At 42.7% G+C, this 17,360-nt stretch carries 15 protein-coding genes; all 15 read left to right on the top strand.

What is annotated here, in order from left to right; all coding sequences use genetic code 11:
- The first annotated feature begins 160 nt into the window (after positions 1-160).
- On the top strand, positions 161-1,111 hold the full coding sequence (locus tag MHN33_RS15460) for a sugar transferase (RefSeq protein WP_239399050.1): 951 nt from the start codon (positions 161-163) through the stop codon (positions 1,109-1,111).
- A 4-nt stretch (positions 1,112-1,115) separates the two neighbouring features.
- Positions 1,116-1,859 (top strand): glycosyltransferase family 2 protein, encoded by a 744-nt coding sequence (locus MHN33_RS15455; protein WP_239399048.1) that lies wholly within the window; start codon positions 1,116-1,118, stop codon positions 1,857-1,859.
- Between the two features lie 476 nt (positions 1,860-2,335).
- The gene (locus MHN33_RS15450) at positions 2,336-3,502 is read left to right on the top strand and encodes a nucleotide sugar dehydrogenase (RefSeq protein ID WP_239399046.1); all 1,167 of its coding nucleotides are present in this window, start codon (positions 2,336-2,338) and stop codon (positions 3,500-3,502) included.
- 145 nt (positions 3,503-3,647) lie between these two features.
- Positions 3,648-4,124, top strand: coding sequence for a transcription/translation regulatory transformer protein RfaH (gene rfaH / locus MHN33_RS15445; protein WP_239399043.1), 477 nt, complete (start codon positions 3,648-3,650; stop codon positions 4,122-4,124).
- 462 nt (positions 4,125-4,586) lie between these two features.
- Positions 4,587-5,702, top strand: coding sequence for a polysaccharide export protein (locus tag MHN33_RS15440; protein WP_239399144.1), 1,116 nt, complete (start codon positions 4,587-4,589; stop codon positions 5,700-5,702).
- A 12-nt stretch (positions 5,703-5,714) separates the two neighbouring features.
- Positions 5,715-6,149, top strand: a complete 435-nt coding sequence (locus tag MHN33_RS15435) for a low molecular weight protein-tyrosine-phosphatase (protein ID WP_239399041.1) — start codon at positions 5,715-5,717, stop codon at positions 6,147-6,149.
- Positions 6,150-6,163: 14 nt separating this feature from the next.
- Entirely contained in the window at positions 6,164-8,395 is a 2,232-nt protein-coding gene (locus tag MHN33_RS15430; protein WP_239399039.1) for a polysaccharide biosynthesis tyrosine autokinase, read from the top strand.
- 35 nt (positions 8,396-8,430) lie between these two features.
- On the top strand, positions 8,431-9,120 hold the full coding sequence (locus tag MHN33_RS15425; protein ID WP_239399037.1) for an acylneuraminate cytidylyltransferase family protein: 690 nt from the start codon (positions 8,431-8,433) through the stop codon (positions 9,118-9,120).
- Entirely contained in the window at positions 9,113-10,159 is a 1,047-nt protein-coding gene (locus MHN33_RS15420) for an N-acetylneuraminate synthase family protein (protein ID WP_239399035.1), read from the top strand. The genes MHN33_RS15425 and MHN33_RS15420 overlap by 8 nt, the downstream gene beginning before the upstream one ends.
- Positions 10,149-11,309, top strand: a complete 1,161-nt coding sequence (gene neuC / locus MHN33_RS15415; RefSeq protein ID WP_239399033.1) for a UDP-N-acetylglucosamine 2-epimerase — start codon at positions 10,149-10,151, stop codon at positions 11,307-11,309. Before MHN33_RS15420 ends, neuC begins: the two co-directional genes overlap by 11 nt.
- On the top strand, positions 11,296-12,054 hold the full coding sequence (locus tag MHN33_RS15410; protein WP_239399031.1) for an imidazole glycerol phosphate synthase cyclase subunit: 759 nt from the start codon (positions 11,296-11,298) through the stop codon (positions 12,052-12,054). Before neuC ends, MHN33_RS15410 begins: the two co-directional genes overlap by 14 nt.
- The gene (gene hisH / locus MHN33_RS15405; RefSeq protein ID WP_239399029.1) at positions 12,051-12,710 is read left to right on the top strand and encodes an imidazole glycerol phosphate synthase subunit HisH; all 660 of its coding nucleotides are present in this window, start codon (positions 12,051-12,053) and stop codon (positions 12,708-12,710) included. The genes MHN33_RS15410 and hisH overlap by 4 nt, the downstream gene beginning before the upstream one ends.
- Positions 12,700-13,932, top strand: coding sequence for an N-acetyl sugar amidotransferase (locus tag MHN33_RS15400; protein WP_239399027.1), 1,233 nt, complete (start codon positions 12,700-12,702; stop codon positions 13,930-13,932). The genes hisH and MHN33_RS15400 overlap by 11 nt, the downstream gene beginning before the upstream one ends.
- Positions 13,933-14,402: 470 nt before the next feature.
- Positions 14,403-15,542: a polysaccharide pyruvyl transferase family protein gene (locus MHN33_RS15395; RefSeq protein ID WP_239399025.1), complete on the top strand. Its 1,140-nt coding sequence runs from the start codon at positions 14,403-14,405 to the stop codon at positions 15,540-15,542.
- A gap of 133 nt (positions 15,543-15,675) precedes the next feature.
- Positions 15,676-17,358, top strand: coding sequence for an ABC transporter ATP-binding protein (locus MHN33_RS15390; RefSeq protein WP_239399022.1), 1,683 nt, complete (start codon positions 15,676-15,678; stop codon positions 17,356-17,358).
- The last annotated feature ends 2 nt before the right edge of the window (positions 17,359-17,360 follow it).

The following is a 17,360-nucleotide window of genomic DNA, read 5'->3' as shown; positions in this document are numbered from 1 at the left end:
TGTTCGTAGATCGGCTAGTGTGTTATCATCTCCCTCCTAATTGCTTTTGTGCAATACGCGGGCACTATACCGTCGCGAGGTATGCTAAATCTTCCCTTTTCTATGAGAAAAATACGTTATTAGTTTTTTCAATAACCGTCAGGAACTGTTCGACTTAATCATGGTAAATAAATTTAAAAAAAGTAAGTCTTTTAAAGCACCAAAATATGCTTATAAAGCAAAAGAAATTTATGTATATTGTCCGAATGATCAGGTTGATGTTATCAGAGAAGTTCTTGCTGGTAGTGACGTCAAAGTTATTTTTAATGATTATCAGTTGACTAACCTGGATCAAAAAGTAATTACGCACTTCGAAAATACAAGGCTAAGTGATGACGAAAGAGAATTCTTAGTGTCTGCAACCGAATATGGTGCTTGGGTTGAGCCGCTGGTTAGCTATTTAGATGAGAGATGTGGCTACACTGAAGTTTCTTTATTGAAAAGTAGTTACTTTTTACATCAGAAAGCGTTTTCAATTCTATCTACGAAGCGTACTCAACGAGCAAAAAGGGTCATCGATATTTTCTCTGCTCTGATACTATTAGTTCTCACTGCGCCTATCTCCATTATTGCAGCATTGATGATCAAACTCGAATCAGCTGGTCCAATCTTTTATAAACAAAGAAGAACCGGACAATATAATATTGAGTTTGACGTTATTAAATTTCGCTCTATGCGCACAGATGCCGAGAAAGGAGGCGCGCAATGGGCAACGAAGAATGATAGCCGAGTAACTAAGGTCGGCAAGTTTATTCGTAAAACACGTATAGATGAACTTCCTCAGCTACTGAATGTTTTGAAAGGTGAGATGTCCATGGTTGGCCCTCGTCCCGAGCGTGAAATCTTCATTGAAACCCTTGAAAACGAAATTAAGTATTATAGATTCCGTCATGCAGTAAAACCTGGTGTTACTGGTTTAGCTCAGGTCAGCTACCCATATGGGGCATCTGTGCAAGATGCGATTTGGAAGCACAAATACGATATTCACTATATCAAACATCATAGCACTTATATTGATATTAAAATCATGCTTAAAACCGTAAAGGTCGTCATTATGGGTATGGGGCGTTAGTGTAATGGAACCTTTAGTTTCAGTTATCATGCCAACTTATAATGCTGAAAAGTATGTAGTAGAGAGTATTCGCTCGGTTATTGAACAGACCTACCAAAACTGGGAACTGTTGATTACAGACGATTTATCTACGGATGGTACCGTCGAGTTAATTAAAGAAGAAGCAAAGAAAGATCCTCGCATCAAACTGTGTGTTCAGAGTCAAAACGGCGGAGCAGGGTTGGCACGAAATAATGCAATAAGCCGTGCTGAGGGGCGTTTTATTGCTTTTCTTGACTCCGATGACTTATGGCTTCCCGAAAAGCTTGAGAAGCAGGTGGCGTTTGCGCTTGAGAACGATCATGCGCTTACCTTCACAGCTTACCAGAAATTTACGACTGACGCGAAGCTTGGGCTGGTCATCCCGCCTAAATCAGTCACGTTTAAACAATTGTTGGGAAGTAATGTCATTGGCTGCCTGACCGCTATGTATGACGCTGAAAAGCTGGGCAAAGTTTATATGCCCTCGATCCGGAAAAGGCAAGATCATGCTCTTTGGCTGACAATTCTGAAACAGATCCCCATGGCGGCATCGTTGCAAGAGCCTCTCGCGCTTTACAGAACTGATTCAGGCATGTCGAAAAACAAATTCAAGATCATTGTCTGGCAGTGGCGGTTGTATAGAGAAGTGATGGGGTTAAACGTCTTGCTGTCATCTCGTTATTTTTTGGAATATTTGCTCAAAGGCTATCTCAAATACAAAAAGTAATGCTGGTTTAAGTTACTCAAAGCTTATCGGTAACCCTTAGTCAAGTTCGACGGCTTGTCCAGCCGCTACAAAATAGCCAGTTTAGTATGCTTCATATTTAATGTGAAAAACCTAACTAATTAAGAATATGAACATTATCAGGTTATCTAACTGACCCACTCAAAAGCTGTGTTCGTGGCACATTAACATTTTTGCTAATATAAAGTAGCTCCATATTTTTATCTGCGTACTATATGGAGTAAAAAATCGACACTAGGTTTCGTTTTTGTCCTGTCCTCTGAACTGAGTGTAAGCGCCTTTTGCTCTGCGGTTACAATCAGAGAGGGCATCGCTTTGTAGGGTATATTCCTTATCTTTGTCTTGGTTTCCAAAGCTTACAGAGTAGAGGCTGCTATGATAGAATGGCGCAATATATGTAAGCCCTACAATCGTTATTTTTCGTTTAGTTTCAGCAAGGGCCGGGAGTAAATACAGATATGAAAATCACTATCGTGGGCATTGGCTATGTAGGACTTTCCAATGCTATTTTGCTTGCACAGAACAATGATGTTATTGCATTAGATATCGATGAAAACAAGGTATCCCTGTTAAAAAACAAACAGTCGCCAATAGTCGATCCTGAGATATCTCACTATCTTACTTCCCAGCCGCTTAAGCTACACGCTACGACTGATAAGGCTACTGCATACGCGGATGCTGATTACGTTGTTATTGCGACACCCACCGATTACGACCCTGAAACCAATAACTTCAATACGAAGTCAGTCGAAGCGGTGATCAGCGATGTACTTGAGTACAACGTAAATGCCGTAATGGTAATCAAATCGACGGTTCCAGTTGGCTATACTGAACGCGTAAAAAAGCAATTTGGTATAGATAACATATTCTTCTCCCCGGAGTTTTTACGAGAAGGGAAGGCTCTTTACGATAATTTGTATCCTTCGCGGATCATCGTCGGTGAACGCTCAGAACGCGCGGAAAGTTTTGCCCATTTACTTCAAGAGGGGGCTATTAAGGCAGACGTGGATGTGCTGTTCACGGACTCTACCGAAGCAGAAGCCATCAAGTTGTTTTCAAATACCTATCTGGCAATGCGAGTGGCTTATTTCAATGAGCTTGATACTTATGCTGAAACGCATGGGCTAGACTCTAAGCAAATCATTGAAGGAGTGGGATTGGACCCTCGCATTGGTAGACATTACAACAACCCCTCGTTTGGCTACGGTGGTTACTGCCTGCCAAAAGACACTAAACAATTGTTAGCCAACTATCAGGATGTACCGAATAACCTTATCCGTGCCATTGTTGACGCCAATGACACACGTAAAGATTATGTCGCTGAGTCAATTTTGAAGCGCAAGCCTGAAGTTGTGGGTATTTATCGTCTGATCATGAAAAGTGGCTCCGATAACTTTAGAGCTTCGGCTATTCAGGGCGTCATGAAGCGAATCAAAGCTGAGGGTATAGAGGTTGTCATTTATGAGCCGGTCCTGAATGAGAGTGAATTTTTCCATTCTCGGGTTATCAATGATCTGAATGAGTTCAAAAAAATCTCGGATGTGATCGTATCAAACAGAATGGTTGAAGACATTCGAGATGTTGCAGAGAAGGTTTACACCCGAGATTTATTTGGTAGTGACTAACTTGTTCTGTCCCGGTGGCACTTTTCACATCAAGCGCCACTGGGGAGATTCACGCAGAACTCACCTGTTAGGAACTGGACTCACTTGATAAAACCGGTATAATACTTTTTTCATATCGTCATCGTTAGTATTGGGAAGCTATTGCATGGAATGCTGGTATCTACTCTACTGTAAACCTAAACAGGAACAGAGAGCTCAAGATAATCTTAGAAGTCAAGGTATTGAATCTTATCTACCAAGACTCTCAAAACGTAAGACGGCATGCAGCCGTGTTACGCTGCAACCACTATTCCCTCGGTATCTTTTTGTACGTCTCGATCCCTTTTCTATACAAATTTCCGCAGTGCGAAATACTCGGGGCATTTCTGACTTTGTGCGCTGTGGTATACGCTTGCAAATGGTTCCGGAAGCACTGATTGTTGAATTAAAGGACAGAGCGAAAAGGGAGCAACGATGTGAGTTAAACAGAGGGGATACCGTGCTGCTAACTGAAGGCTGTTTCAAAGATCTTCATGCGATTTATCAGCAATCGGATGGTGATAGTCGATCTATATTGTTAGTGAAACTACTTAATCAGCAGGCAAAAATTGTTGTTGATAATGGGATTGTTGCCAGATCCTGAACAGGAAAGCAATCCTTTATGCTTATTTATTTTTTAAATAATTTGTGTATTCTATTTCTTTATGTTGTCAGCAACAACGGATGTACATAGCTGCATCTGTCCTTAAAGTGGCTTCATTAGTGCACGAGCCGGTACTTTTTGTCCTTTAACATAAACGAATACAATACCTCATCACAATGGATATTTAGACAGTCTTTAAGAGGTAACAGACTAGGCGTAGTCTAAGTAAAAACGGTAATTGGGGGGCTGTAACCCAAGGGCGGAAGCGTGTCTAACCGGCCCAATTTCAGTCAGCACGATTGGTTTTTAGCTGAGAGTTGTATTTTTAACACATCTCCTTTTAACGGGCAGTAACTTCACAAGGGTTGATACTTGCGATTAACAATCGCGCATGCTTTAATTGGCCCTGCTAAGTTTTTACTAAGTAATCAAAAGAAAAATTCAAATTGTTGGGAAGAAATAATGGCGTCAAGCTGTAAAACCATCATTGCGGCTACGGTATTGCTTGCAATGAGTGGCTGTTCGATCATTCCAGGTGGCCATTTTGAGGGAATAAGCTCAAATGAACAGTCAGCTAACTTAGAAAAAGACCTGGAGAAAATCAATATCCACCTTATTGATGCTCAACTCGTTAAAGAGCATAAGGCTGGCAATTCAGACTCACCTTTACATTCTAATTTAACCGGCCTTGATCTATCTGAATATGAATATCGTCTGGGTGTCGGAGATGTGATCACTATCGGCGTTTGGGATCACCCAGAATTGACGATTCCAGCGGCCGTTCAAAGGACCGCTGAGTTTGATGGTTTCAGAGTTCAATCAGACGGTACAATTACTTTCGCATACGCGCCAAAAGTGCCCGCAGCAGGCAAAACCGTGACCGAGTTGCGGGATGAGCTTGTAAAGCGTTTAAGCCGTGTTATTGAAGAACCACAAATCGATGTTAAGGTTGTCGGATTTAAAAGCCAAAAGACTTATGTCACAGGCGAAGTTACTAAGCCCGGTGTTTATCCTATCACTGAAACTCCAGTAACCTTGGTTGATGCCATCAATCAGGCCGGTGGCTTAACCGAAAGTGCGGACTGGCAAACGGTCACTTTTTCCCGAGGCGCAAAAACAGAAGTTATTCGCTTAGATGATTTTTATGCCAAGGGCGATATTTCACAAAATAGATTGCTGCAGCACGGTGACCTCATCCATATTGGGCGTAACGACAAACGCAATGTATATGTATTGGGTGAAGTCTCCAAGGCGGGCAAGGTACCAGTAAATCGCTATGGTTTAAGCCTGGCAGAAGCACTTTCTGAAGTAGGAGGCTTTAACGAGCGAACGGCTGATGCGAATGGTGTGTTTGTCTTGAGAAAACGGGATATGGATCAAGATGGAGTGCTAGCGGATGTTTATCAGCTTCACGCCAAAAATGTAGCGGCATTGGTACTTGCTGAACAGTTCGAGCTTCAGCCACAAGATATTGTTTACGTGACGAGTGCACCTCTTGCTCGTTGGAACAAGGTTATTAGCCTATTATTGCCATCGCTGTCAACAGTCGATGCCATCCAAGATATAGACAATCAATAATTGTGAGTATTCATGTTCGATAGTGTATTAATGGTTTGTGCGGGGAATATATGCCGCAGTCCGACAGCGGAATATCTGTTAAAGAGTAAACTCGAAGGAAAGAACATTGAGGTGTCATCGGCAGGTTTAACTGCACTGGCGGGTAAGTCTGCAGATAACATGGCGCAGAAACTGGCTAATGAGCATGGCATAGATATGAGCGCTCATCAAGGGCGCCAACTGACGGCCTCTGTTGTGTCAGAGAACAGCCTTATTTTGGTGATGGAACACAGACATATGACCGATCTTTGTGGGCGATTTCCACAAGCGCGGGGCAAAACTTTTTTGCTTGGTAAATGGATCGGCGATAAAGAAATTCCGGATCCATACAGACAGTCGCGAGAAGCGTTTGAGCACGTGTATGGTCTTATTGAAAGCGCTTGTAGCGCTTGGCAACAGTATTTATAAGGAATCGTGAGTATATGAATGCTCAGCCAAATCTAATCACCCAACAGAAGTCGGAAAGCGATAATATTCAAGAGTTCGACCTTATGGCATTGTTCGGTGCTTTACTCGATGCCAAGTGGTTTATCGTTGGAATCACGACACTCTTTATGCTCCTGGGGGTTGGCTATGCGGTCTTTAGTACGCCAATCTATCAAGCAACTGCAATGGTTCAGGTCGAAGAAAAAGGCAGTTCCGTGCCTGGTTTTGATGATGTGTCAGGTATGTTTGAAAGTACATCAGCAGCGGTGACGGAGATCGAGCTACTTAAGTCCCGGAGTGTGATTGGAGAAGCCGTTGATCAGTTAAAGCTCGATATGGTTGTCCAGCCGAAACTATTCCCGGTGATTGGTGGAAGAAGCTTTCGCAAGTTCGTGGCCACAGAAGAGAATGAAATTGCAGAGCCATCGTTTGGTGCTGAATCTTTTGCATGGGGTGGTGAAAGAATCGATGTACACAGATTCAACGTACCAAACCGGGCCCTGGGAATGGAGTATGTGATACGTGTAACAGCGGGCAATGGCTTCACTTTGCTCGATGCCGATGGGCAAGAAGTGCTATCCGGCAAAGTGGGCGAGGAAGTAAAACAAGGGACATTTGAAATTGCAATCAGAACCCTAGTTGCCAGAGAAGGGACTGAATTTTCAATCGTTAAGCGCAACCGTTTGCAGACTATTTTAGATCTACAAAGCTGGATTTCCGCTTCGGAGAAAGGCAAAGACTCAGGTATTATCAATCTCTCTTTCCAGCATGAAGACCCGATGTATGCTGAGATGGTACTGGATAAAGTCGCAGCTATCTACGTTCGTCGAAACGTTGAGCGCAACAGTGCTGAGGCTCAGAAGTCGCTGGAATTCCTGGAAATTCAACTACCAGAGGTTAAGCGAAGTCTTGAGAGAGCTGAAAAAGCATTTAACAATTATCAGATCCGCCAAGAATCGATCGATATCAGTTTAGAAACTCAAGGTGTACTTGAGCAAATTGTGGCACTAGAAACAAAGTTACAGGAACTAGAGCTTCGTCGCTTAGAACTGGGTCGTAAGTTTAAGCGTGAGCACCCGTCATATCGCGGTGTTGTAGAGCAAATAGATACTGTTAAACGTCAGCGCAATGAATTGACAGGAGAAGTTCAGGACTTACCTGAAACGCAAAGAGAGTTACTGAGACTGAAGCGAGACGTTGAAGTTAATAATGAAATCTATACGTTGCTGCTAGCAAAAACTCAGGAATTGGATATTGTGCGCGCCGGCACCGTTGGGAACGTCCGTATCGTTGATTACGCTCAGGCCAACACTACGCGTCCAGTTAAGCCGAAAAAAGCCCTCATCGTAGTAATGGCCACTTTGCTGGGCGGACTGTGTGCTGTCGCAATTGTTTTGATTCGCAAAGCATTACATAAGGGTATCGAGGATCCCGCAGAAATTGAGGCACTCGGTTTACCTGTCTATGCAAGTATTCCGTTTTCTGAGTACCAGGTGAAGCTAACTGGCTTTGCAAAGGCGCGTAAAGGTAAAGTTGCAAAAGCAAAATCGATACTTGCAATAGACAATCCTGCTGACTTGTCGGTGGAAGCATTACGAAGTCTGCGTACCAGTCTTCACTTTGCAATGTTAGAAGCAAAAAACAACGTCATTGCAATATCAGGCCCGAGTCCGGGCGTAGGTAAGTCATTCGTCACTGTTAACCTTGCAACGATCTTGGCGCAAAGTGGTAAAAGTGTGTTGGTGATTGACGGTGATATGCGTAAAGGGTATCTGCAAACTCAGTTTGGTATGAAGTGGGACAATGGTTTAAGTGACTATTTATCAGGCCGCTTAACGCTGGAGCAGGTTGTTAAGAAAACACAGGTTGAGGGACTTGAGGTGATTACTCGTGGGCAGATCCCACCAAATCCGTCAGAACTGTTGATGCATGAAAACTTCACCAAACTCATTGGAGAAGTCAGTGCTGCCTATGATCTGGTAATCGTAGATACCCCACCCATACTCGCTGTAACAGATCCTGCTATTGTTAGTGCACACGCGGGTACTACGTTGCTTGTTTCTCGTTTTGGTCAGAACCATGCAAAAGAGTTAGAAATCACCCGTAACCGATTTGAACAAAACGGCATTGATGTTAAGGGCGTGGTGTTTAATGGTGTGGTACGTAAGTCTGCAAATGCCTACGGTTATTACGGTTACTACAACTACGAGTATAAATCTGAAAAGTAGCTCCTTGCTTGAAGATACAATGATATAGAGTTCACATGAGTATTGCGCTGATAACGGCAAGAGGTGGGTCCAAAGGCCTGCCTCGAAAAAACGTCTACCCCTTAAATGGAATACCGCTGATCGGTTGGACTATTAAAGCTGCGTTAGACTCTCATCAATTCAGTGGTGTTTATGTATCAACTGATGACAATGAAATCGCTGAGGTGAGCAGAGAGTATGGTGCACAAGTAATCGTAAGGCCTGGTGACCTTGCGTCAGATACCGCAGGGAGTGAGCCGGTAATTGCTCATGCCATATCGGTGCTGGAAGAGACAGGTCTCGATTTTGATACTATGGTGTTACTGCAGCCAACTTCACCACTCAGGACGTCTTCACATATCAAAAGTGCTATTGAGACGTATAAAAAGGAAAATGCCAGCTTAGTGCTCAGTGTATTCGAGCCCCACCATACGCCGGTTAAAGCCTATGTAGAAACAGAAGGCGGTCATATTGTGGGGTTATATAGCGCTGAGGCGCCTTATAGTCGACGGCAAGATCTTCCCAGAGCATTTCAGCCCAATGGTGCGATATACGTTTTCAACGTTGATGAATTTAAGAAAAGGAGCCAATTTCCAAGAACGGATGTGTTCCCTTTCATTATGTCACATAGTGAATCAGCAGATATTGATACGTTAGAAGATTTATTAAATGTTGAAAAATTAATTAAGAGTAATGAATATGACTAATCCAGTGTTTGAAATTTCAGGGCGTAAAGTCGGCCTAGATTATGATCCATTAGTGATTGCTGAAATTGGTATTAATCATGAAGGCTCGCTAGAAACGGCTTTTGAGATTGTCGACGCGGCTATCAGTGCTGGCGCAGAGATTATTAAGCACCAGACACACGTCGTAGAAGATGAAATGAGCCAGGAAGCAAAAAATGTCATTCCTGGTAATGCCGATGTATCCATATATGAAATTATGGAAAGGTGCGCATTAAATGAAGAAGAAGAGGCAAAACTCAAGCACTATATTGAGTCAAAAGGTGCAATTTTCATTAGCACACCTTTTTCCAGAGCCGCGGCACTAAGACTTGAGCGCATGGGTGTTGAGGCTTATAAAATTGGGTCTGGTGAATGCAATAACTACCCGCTAATTGATCTGATCGCCAGCTTTAAAAAGCCAGTGATCTTAAGCACTGGTATGAATGACATTGAGTCAATCAGAAAGGCGGTAGAAATTTTCAGAAAGCACGAAACGCCATTTAGTCTGCTGCACACAACAAATTTGTATCCGACTGAAGATCATTTAATTCGTATTGGCGCGATGGAAGAGCTACAGGAAGCTTTTCCTGATGCGGTTGTCGGCCTTTCCGACCACAGTATTGATAACCTAGCCTGTTTGGGTGCCGTTGCTGCTGGCGCGTCTATCCTGGAGAGACACTTCATTGACTGTAAAGAGACGCGTACCGGGCCAGATATTTGTTGCTCTATGGACCCTGCTGAATGTGCGGAGCTGATTGCTCAATCAAAGCGTATGAAGAAAATGCGTGGAGGGCGCAAATGCGCCGTGGCAGAGGAGCAGGTAACGATTGATTTCGCATACGCGAGTGTTGTCACCATTGCAGAAATTAAAGCCGGCGATGTGTTTACAAAAGATAACCTGTGGGTAAAACGACCCGGTACAGGTGAGTTTTTAGCAGAAGAATATGAATCACTGCTGGGTAAACAAGCAAGCCAAGATATTCCTAACAATCAACAACTGAAAAGAAACGATGTCAGATAATTCAGTAAAGAAAATAGTATTCTTAACAGGGACGAGAGCTGATTTTGGTAAGTTGAAATCTCTGATTAATATAACGCAGAACAGCAGTAATTATGAGGTTCATGTGTTCGCCACCGGTATGCACATGAACAGTAAATACGGTCGCACTGTGGATGAAATTTACAAAGCCGGTTTCTCGAATATCTATTGCTATATTAACCATGATACGATCGAAAATATGGATCGTACATTGGCAAAGACCATAGATGGCTTTTCGCATTATATTGCAGAGATACAACCTGATCTGATAATTGTTCATGGTGATCGTGTAGAAGCGCTTGCCGGAGCGATTGTAGGCAGCATCAATAATACTTTGGTTGCTCACATCGAAGGGGGTGAGATATCGGGCACTATTGATGAGCTGATAAGACACGCTGTGAGTAAAATGTCACATGTTCACTTTGTGGCCAATGACATTGCTAAAAAGCGTTTGGTGCAGTTAGGTGAGCTTGAATCGTCCATATTTGTGATAGGTTCGCCGGATTTAGACCTGATGGATCCTAAGAAGCTTCCAAGTTTAGCGTTGGTCAAAGACTACTATGGGATTGATTTCGAAAACTATGCGATAGCGATGTTCCACCCGGTGACGACTGAATACAGCAGTATCATTGAGTATGCAAAGCATTTCCGTCAGGCGCTTGTTGAAAGTGGTAAAAACTATCTGGTTATTTATCCCAATAATGATCTTGGTAGTATCGAGATTATTCATGAATATAGCGCTCTAGAAAATAACGCTTGTTTTAAAGTATACCCTTCACTCCGATTTGAGTACTTTCTGACTTTGCTAAAGAATGCCGATTTTATTATTGGAAATTCGAGCGCAGGAGTTCGAGAAGCGCCTTTCTACAACGTGCCGGTGGTTGATGTGGGCACTCGACAGAGCAATCGGTCAAGTTCAGAGTTAATCGTTAATACAGGCTATTCAGTACAAGAGATTTTGTCAGGCATTGATAAGGTTTTAGGTATGCCCACTGAAACAATGGGTGAGGAAGAGCACGAGTTTGGTTCTGGCAATAGTGATGTGAAGTTCAAGCAGATCCTAGACTCTAAGCTGGTTTGGCAAATTAACTGTCAAAAACAATTTCAAGAGCTGACAAATGAAAAAGATTAGAATTATTTCAAGAATTGACGTTAAAAACGACTTCGTTATTAAAGGGATTCACCTTGAAGGGTTGCGTAAAGTCGGTAAGCCAAACGATATGGCTGTTAAGTACTATGAAAGTGGCATCGACGAAATCATTTTTATGGATGCCGTTGCGGCCTACTATGACAGAAACAGCTTAAGTCACATCATTGAAGATGCGTGTAAAGATGTGTTTGTACCTATCACAGTAGGTGGCGGGATCAGAACCATTGAAGACATCCAGAATGCGTTGAATGCCGGCGCAGATAAAGTTGCTATTAACACACAGGCGATCAGAGATCCTGAGTTTATCACTACGGCATCTAAGGTATTCGGTTCACAGTGTATTGTTATTTCAATTGATGCAAAGAAAACTGCAACAGGTGGCTGGGAAGTATATTACGACAATGGTAGAGAGCCGACTGGAATGGACGTAATTGAATGGGCCAAGAAAGCGGAAAGCCTGGGAGCTGGTGAGGTTTTACTGACCTCCATTGATGCCGAAGGAACCAAAAAAGGGTTCGATCTTGCACTTAACGACGCCGTAACCAAAGTGCTGTCTATTCCTGTTATTTCGAGTGGCGGCGCGGGAAATGCGGAACATATATCTGAACTACTGCAAAAGTCAGATGCGGATGCAGTGGCGCTGGCTTCTGTCTTGCACTACGACCTGCTAAATGTTGGTGAAGTGAAAGCTGACCTGGAAAGTAAGAATATTAAGGTAAGAGTATGAGCCAAGTAACAATTGTAGACTACGGCGTAGGTAATGTCAGAAGCATTATTAATGCGTTAGAGAAAGTAGGAGCGACGTCGGTCGTGGTCAGCAACGACAAAGAGACCATTCTTAATTCTGATGGCGTTGTGCTGCCGGGTGTCGGCGCATTTTCTCATGGTATGGCTAAGCTCAAAGAAAATGGCCTGGATGCCGTGATCAAAGACTATGCGGGCATGAATAAACCATTACTGGGTATCTGTCTTGGAATGCAAATGCTGTTTTCCGAGAGTGAAGAGTTTGGCCTTACGCTTGGACTTGATTTAATCGAGGGTAAAATTCAAAAGCTGAAAACCCTGAATCCGGGTTATGAAAAGCTGCCGCACGTTAGCTGGAATGAAATTGCACAACCCGATGCACAAGCATGGGATAATACAATACTCGATGGTTTGAATGATAAAGCGAATATGTATTTCGTTCATACCTTTGCAGCGTCTCCGCTGCATGAAGAGCATATTCTGTCTACAACGGAATATTCTGATTATGTATTCTGCTCTACCGTAAAGAAAGGGAACATCTATGGCTGCCAATTCCACCCTGAGAAAAGTGCAGTCGAGGGGCTATCTATAATGAAGAATTTTGTCAAAATCTGTGAGGAAAGTAAAAATGGCAAGTAAGCATGAAGCGTATTATGGGCTTCCGAATGAAGTTAAGTTTTGCAAGAAATGTGTGATTTCTAATCAAAGACCTAGCTCTACAATTGAATTTAAGAGCGATAAAGGCGAAGCGAAAAAAGTTATTAACTTCAATGAAGATGGTGTTTGCTCAGCATGTGTTTACCATGAAGAAAAGGAAGAGGGCATTGATTGGATAGCCCGTGACAAAAAGTTGGTTGAATTGCTTGCTAAATTTAGAAGTAATGATGGCTCATATGACGTAATTGTACCTGGTAGTGGTGGTAAAGATAGTGCATTCACGGCTCACCTGCTGAAGTACAAGTATGGTATGAATCCACTAACCGTGACCTGGGCTCCTCACCTGTATACTGACATTGGTATGAAAAACTTCCAGGAGTGGATGCATACTGGTGGACTGGATAATATCTTGTACACTCCAAATGGTAAGCTACACAGAGAAATGACAAAAAATGCATTTCACAACTTGTTGCACCCTTTCCAGCCATTTATTGTAGGTCAGCGCATTATTGGTCCGGCAATGGCGAAAAAGTTTGGCGTAAAACTTGTAATGTATGGTGAAAACCAGGCTGAATACGGTAATGCTATCGAAGAAAACTCTAACCCAATTATGAACATGGACTTCTTCTCTGCTGATGACGCGCTTGAGATGAAGTTTGGTGGGGTAACCATGCAAGAGTATATCGACAGCGGTCGCTATACAAAAGATGACTTTGCACCTTATATTGCTCCAGAGAAGCAGGATCTTATTGATGCTGGTGTCGAAGTGCACTATCTGGGTTATTATGTGAAGTGGGATCCTCAAGAGTGTTATTACTATGCCGTAGAAAACACTGGCTTCGAGGCGAACCCTGAAAGAACTGAAGGTACTTACTCCAAGTACAGCAGTATCGATGACAAAATTGATCCGTTCCACTATTTCACCACACTGACAAAATTCGGTATTGGTCGATGCACTTATGATGCTGCTCAGGAAGTACGTAATGGCAAAATCACTCGTGAAGAAGCCGCGTACCTGGTTGAAAAGTACGACACAGAGTTCCCTGCAAAATACTTCCCTGAATTTTTAAAGTACATCGATACGACAGAGGAAGAGTTCTGGCAGACAATTGATAAGCATCGTTCACCGCATGTCTGGGGGAAAGATGCAGAAGGGAACTGGAAGTTGCGTCACACCATTAATGGTAAAGGTTTAGACGACTAAGCTCCCCCCTAAAGATCCGTTGAAGATTAGGTCTGACTACGCTTCAACGGATAATACGCGCTCGATAAAAGTTTATCAGGCTAGCGGGAATCAGGCTGCCCAGAGTGGCAGCTATCAGCTAAATGAGGTTGATGCCGGAAGGCGCACTCCCGCTCTATTATTGAACTGCATGGAAGGGCTTATCTAGAGCGCCTCCAGTTGACCAATCACAGCGCGAACTGCTGAAAAGTATCTATAAACAAAGTACTGGATTCAGGATGAATATTGGTAATGTAGTTTGTCATATAATGGAAATGTCGCTCCATATGCATAGAGATGTAGTAGTTCGTCTTTAAAATCGCACCGTCTTTGATGCACCTGAGGTTTGTATAGCCAGAGGTTGCTTACCTGTCATCATGACAACAGAGAATACAGGTGATCCTGTTGGGGTTTGATAAGGTGTCAGTATTAAATATAGAGAGAATCTAAAGTTGAAGAAATTAAATGTATTACACGTCGCAAGTTTCACCGGAAATATTGGAGACAATGCTAATCACTTGGGTTTTCGCCGTTGGTTTGAGTCGGTAGCTCAAGTAGAGGTTCAGTGGACAGAGCAAGAGATTAGGGAGTTCTATTGGAAAAATCGCGAGTGGGACTCTGAGTTTGTAGAGTTCGCGAATTCATTTGATTTACTTATTATTGGTGGTGGTAATTACTTTGAGCTGTGGGTCGATAAATCACCGACAGGCACTTCCATTGAGATCCCTCTTGAGCTCTATAAGAAAATTAATACGCCAGTCTACTTTAATGCTCTGGGTGTCGATCCGGGACAAGGGGCGACAGAATCCTCTGTGGGTAAATTCAGAGCATTTATTGAGGCGATTGTCGCATCAAAAGGCCTGATCACAGTAAGAAATGACGGCGCACTCGCGAATGTGAGAAATCATGTCGGAGAAGATGTTTTAGCGCATTTTCATGAAGCTCCGGATGGTGGTTTTTTCATCAACGATTGTATTGCGTCTGAGCGTGATGAAAACAACAAGCGAAAAGTGATTGGCATCAATGTGGCGTCTGACATGCCAGAGGTGAGGTTTAAAGGCTTTGAGAACGGGTTGGAAGACTTCTGTGTAGAGTTTGCCAAGTCTATGGTCACTATTTCAGAATCACTCGGTGGCTGTGACTTCGTCTTCTTCCCACATATCTTTAGAGATCTTGACGTCATCAACAAAATTATCAATCACCTGCCAGATGAACTAAGACGGAAAGATCTGACCGTGTTTGAGTATTCAACGGGTGATCGTGCGGCTTACAACACGTTTGGTGCTTATACAAAATGTGATCTTATCCTGGGTTCTCGATTTCATTCTAATGTGTGTGCACTGTCTCTGGGCGTGGAAAGCATTGGGTTGCTAAATTACATGCAGATTGAAAACTTGTATAAAGGTTTAAGCCTCGAAGATAGGTTGGTTGACGTACGTATCCCTGGGTTTTCAGCACAGCTGGAAGCAAAAGCTCTGGCTGTATTAGCTGGAGAGGCGCAGCCTGCTGACAATCGCTCTAAAGAGATCGTGAGCGATATGCGTGCTCGGACAGAGGTCGTGTTGCGTAGCTGGTTAGCAGAGAACATCTAGTAGGTTAGTCGTGTTGAACAATAAGTTAATTGAGATAACTCGGTATATTTATTCCGTCACTGGGAATAGAATTCTGATCTCTTACGTTTGTATATTTTTGGCCTCGATCCTGGAAGTGATAGGTTTGGCTAGTATGTTGCCACTGATCAAGTTGTTACTTTCAGATGGTAATGCCATGTTTAACATCGGTTATTTTGAGCAGGCCTTCACCTATTTAAGTTATGTCGGGGATAAACTTGGACTGGATGAAAAAGGTGTCTTGATATTATTCATTATCACAGCCTTTATGCTTAAAGCGGTGTTCTCCTACTTTGCATTTGGCTATGCAGCGAATCTGAGAGCTGGATTTATTCTGAATATCAGGCAAAAAATAATTCATAACCTGAGAGGGATGAGCTATGAAGACTATGTTAAGAAGGACAATGGTGAATTCATTAATATAGTCAATGAGCAAAGCACCCGGGCTGGATACTGCTTCTATCTGATCAGTCAATTTTATTCAAATATGCTAATCAGCATTACTTTCCTGATTGCAACCTTCTACATTTCCTACATATTTGGTTCTTTGATGCTGCTGACCGGTGTATTGGTGATGTACTTGTTTAGAAGGATCAATCAACGAGTATTAAGCTATTCAAGAACTATGGTAGACAACTCATCGAATACGGCGAGTCTAATCACGCAGTTTTTTACGTCTTTTAAATACTTAAAAGTAACCAACAACCTGAACAAAATCGAAAGCCTTATTCATAGACGGTTGGAAGAATACTCGGTATTTCAGCATAAAACGGGTAAAGCTGAAGCATTTACGCTTTCGATTCGAGAGCCGTTCTTGATTGTTTCACTGTTCCTGATTTCGTATTTATACCTCGCTTACTTTGAGGGAAGCGCAGAATCATTGCTGATATCAACGATCCTGATCTATAAGTCAGTCAATTCTTTTTTCATTGTTCAGCGCCATCGTCAGTCTGTACTCGAGTTTTCTGGTGGTGTGCTTAAAGTAAAAGGGGTTTTGGCAGAAAGCGGCAATATGACGAGTGATACTGAGTTATCGGATCAAGCACCAATTCGCCATGAAGATGCCATTGTATTCGATAACGTAAAGTTCAAGTACAAGTCAAATGAGAACCATATTCTCAAGGGCGTGTCGTTTTCGATTAAGAGGAATACATCGGTCGCATTTATAGGGGCATCCGGTTCGGGTAAAACGACGATTATCGACTTGATCAGTAATTTGCTTGAGCCGTGCGAGGGGCAGATTTTATATGATGGACAGCCTGTCAAAGGCACCTGTAATCGCTGGCAAGACCGCATTGGATATGTTACTCAAAGTCCTTATTTGTATGACGACTCAATCGCGCGCAACATTACGATGACGTTTGATGCGCAGGCGAATGAGGCCGAGCATGGAAAAATTATTGAATGTGCCAAAAATGTACACTCGCATGATTTCATAATGAAACAAAATGAAGGCTATGAAACGCGAGTGGGTGAGAACGGTATAACTCTTTCCGGTGGTCAAAAGCAGAGAATTGCACTGGCACGCGAGTTCTATGCAGATCCATCCTTATTGATCTTTGATGAGGCAACGAGCGCTCTGGACTCTGAAACTGAGAGTATTGTAAATGAGTATATTAACTCATTAAAATCGAAGAAAACTATCATTGTTATTGCGCATCGTATTAGTACAATTAAAAACGTTGATAAAATATTCGTACTTAAAGATGGTGAAATAGTTGAAGAAGGTACTTACATGGACTTAACAGAAAATGAAGGATCTTACTTAAATAAACTCATTTCAAAGCAGTTACTGTAAGG

Origin of the sequence: Pseudoalteromonas sp. OOF1S-7 (assembly GCF_022347765.1) — a bacterium.
GTDB lineage: Bacteria > Pseudomonadota > Gammaproteobacteria > Enterobacterales > Alteromonadaceae > Pseudoalteromonas.
This window is presented reverse-complemented; position numbering and strand designations above follow the sequence as displayed.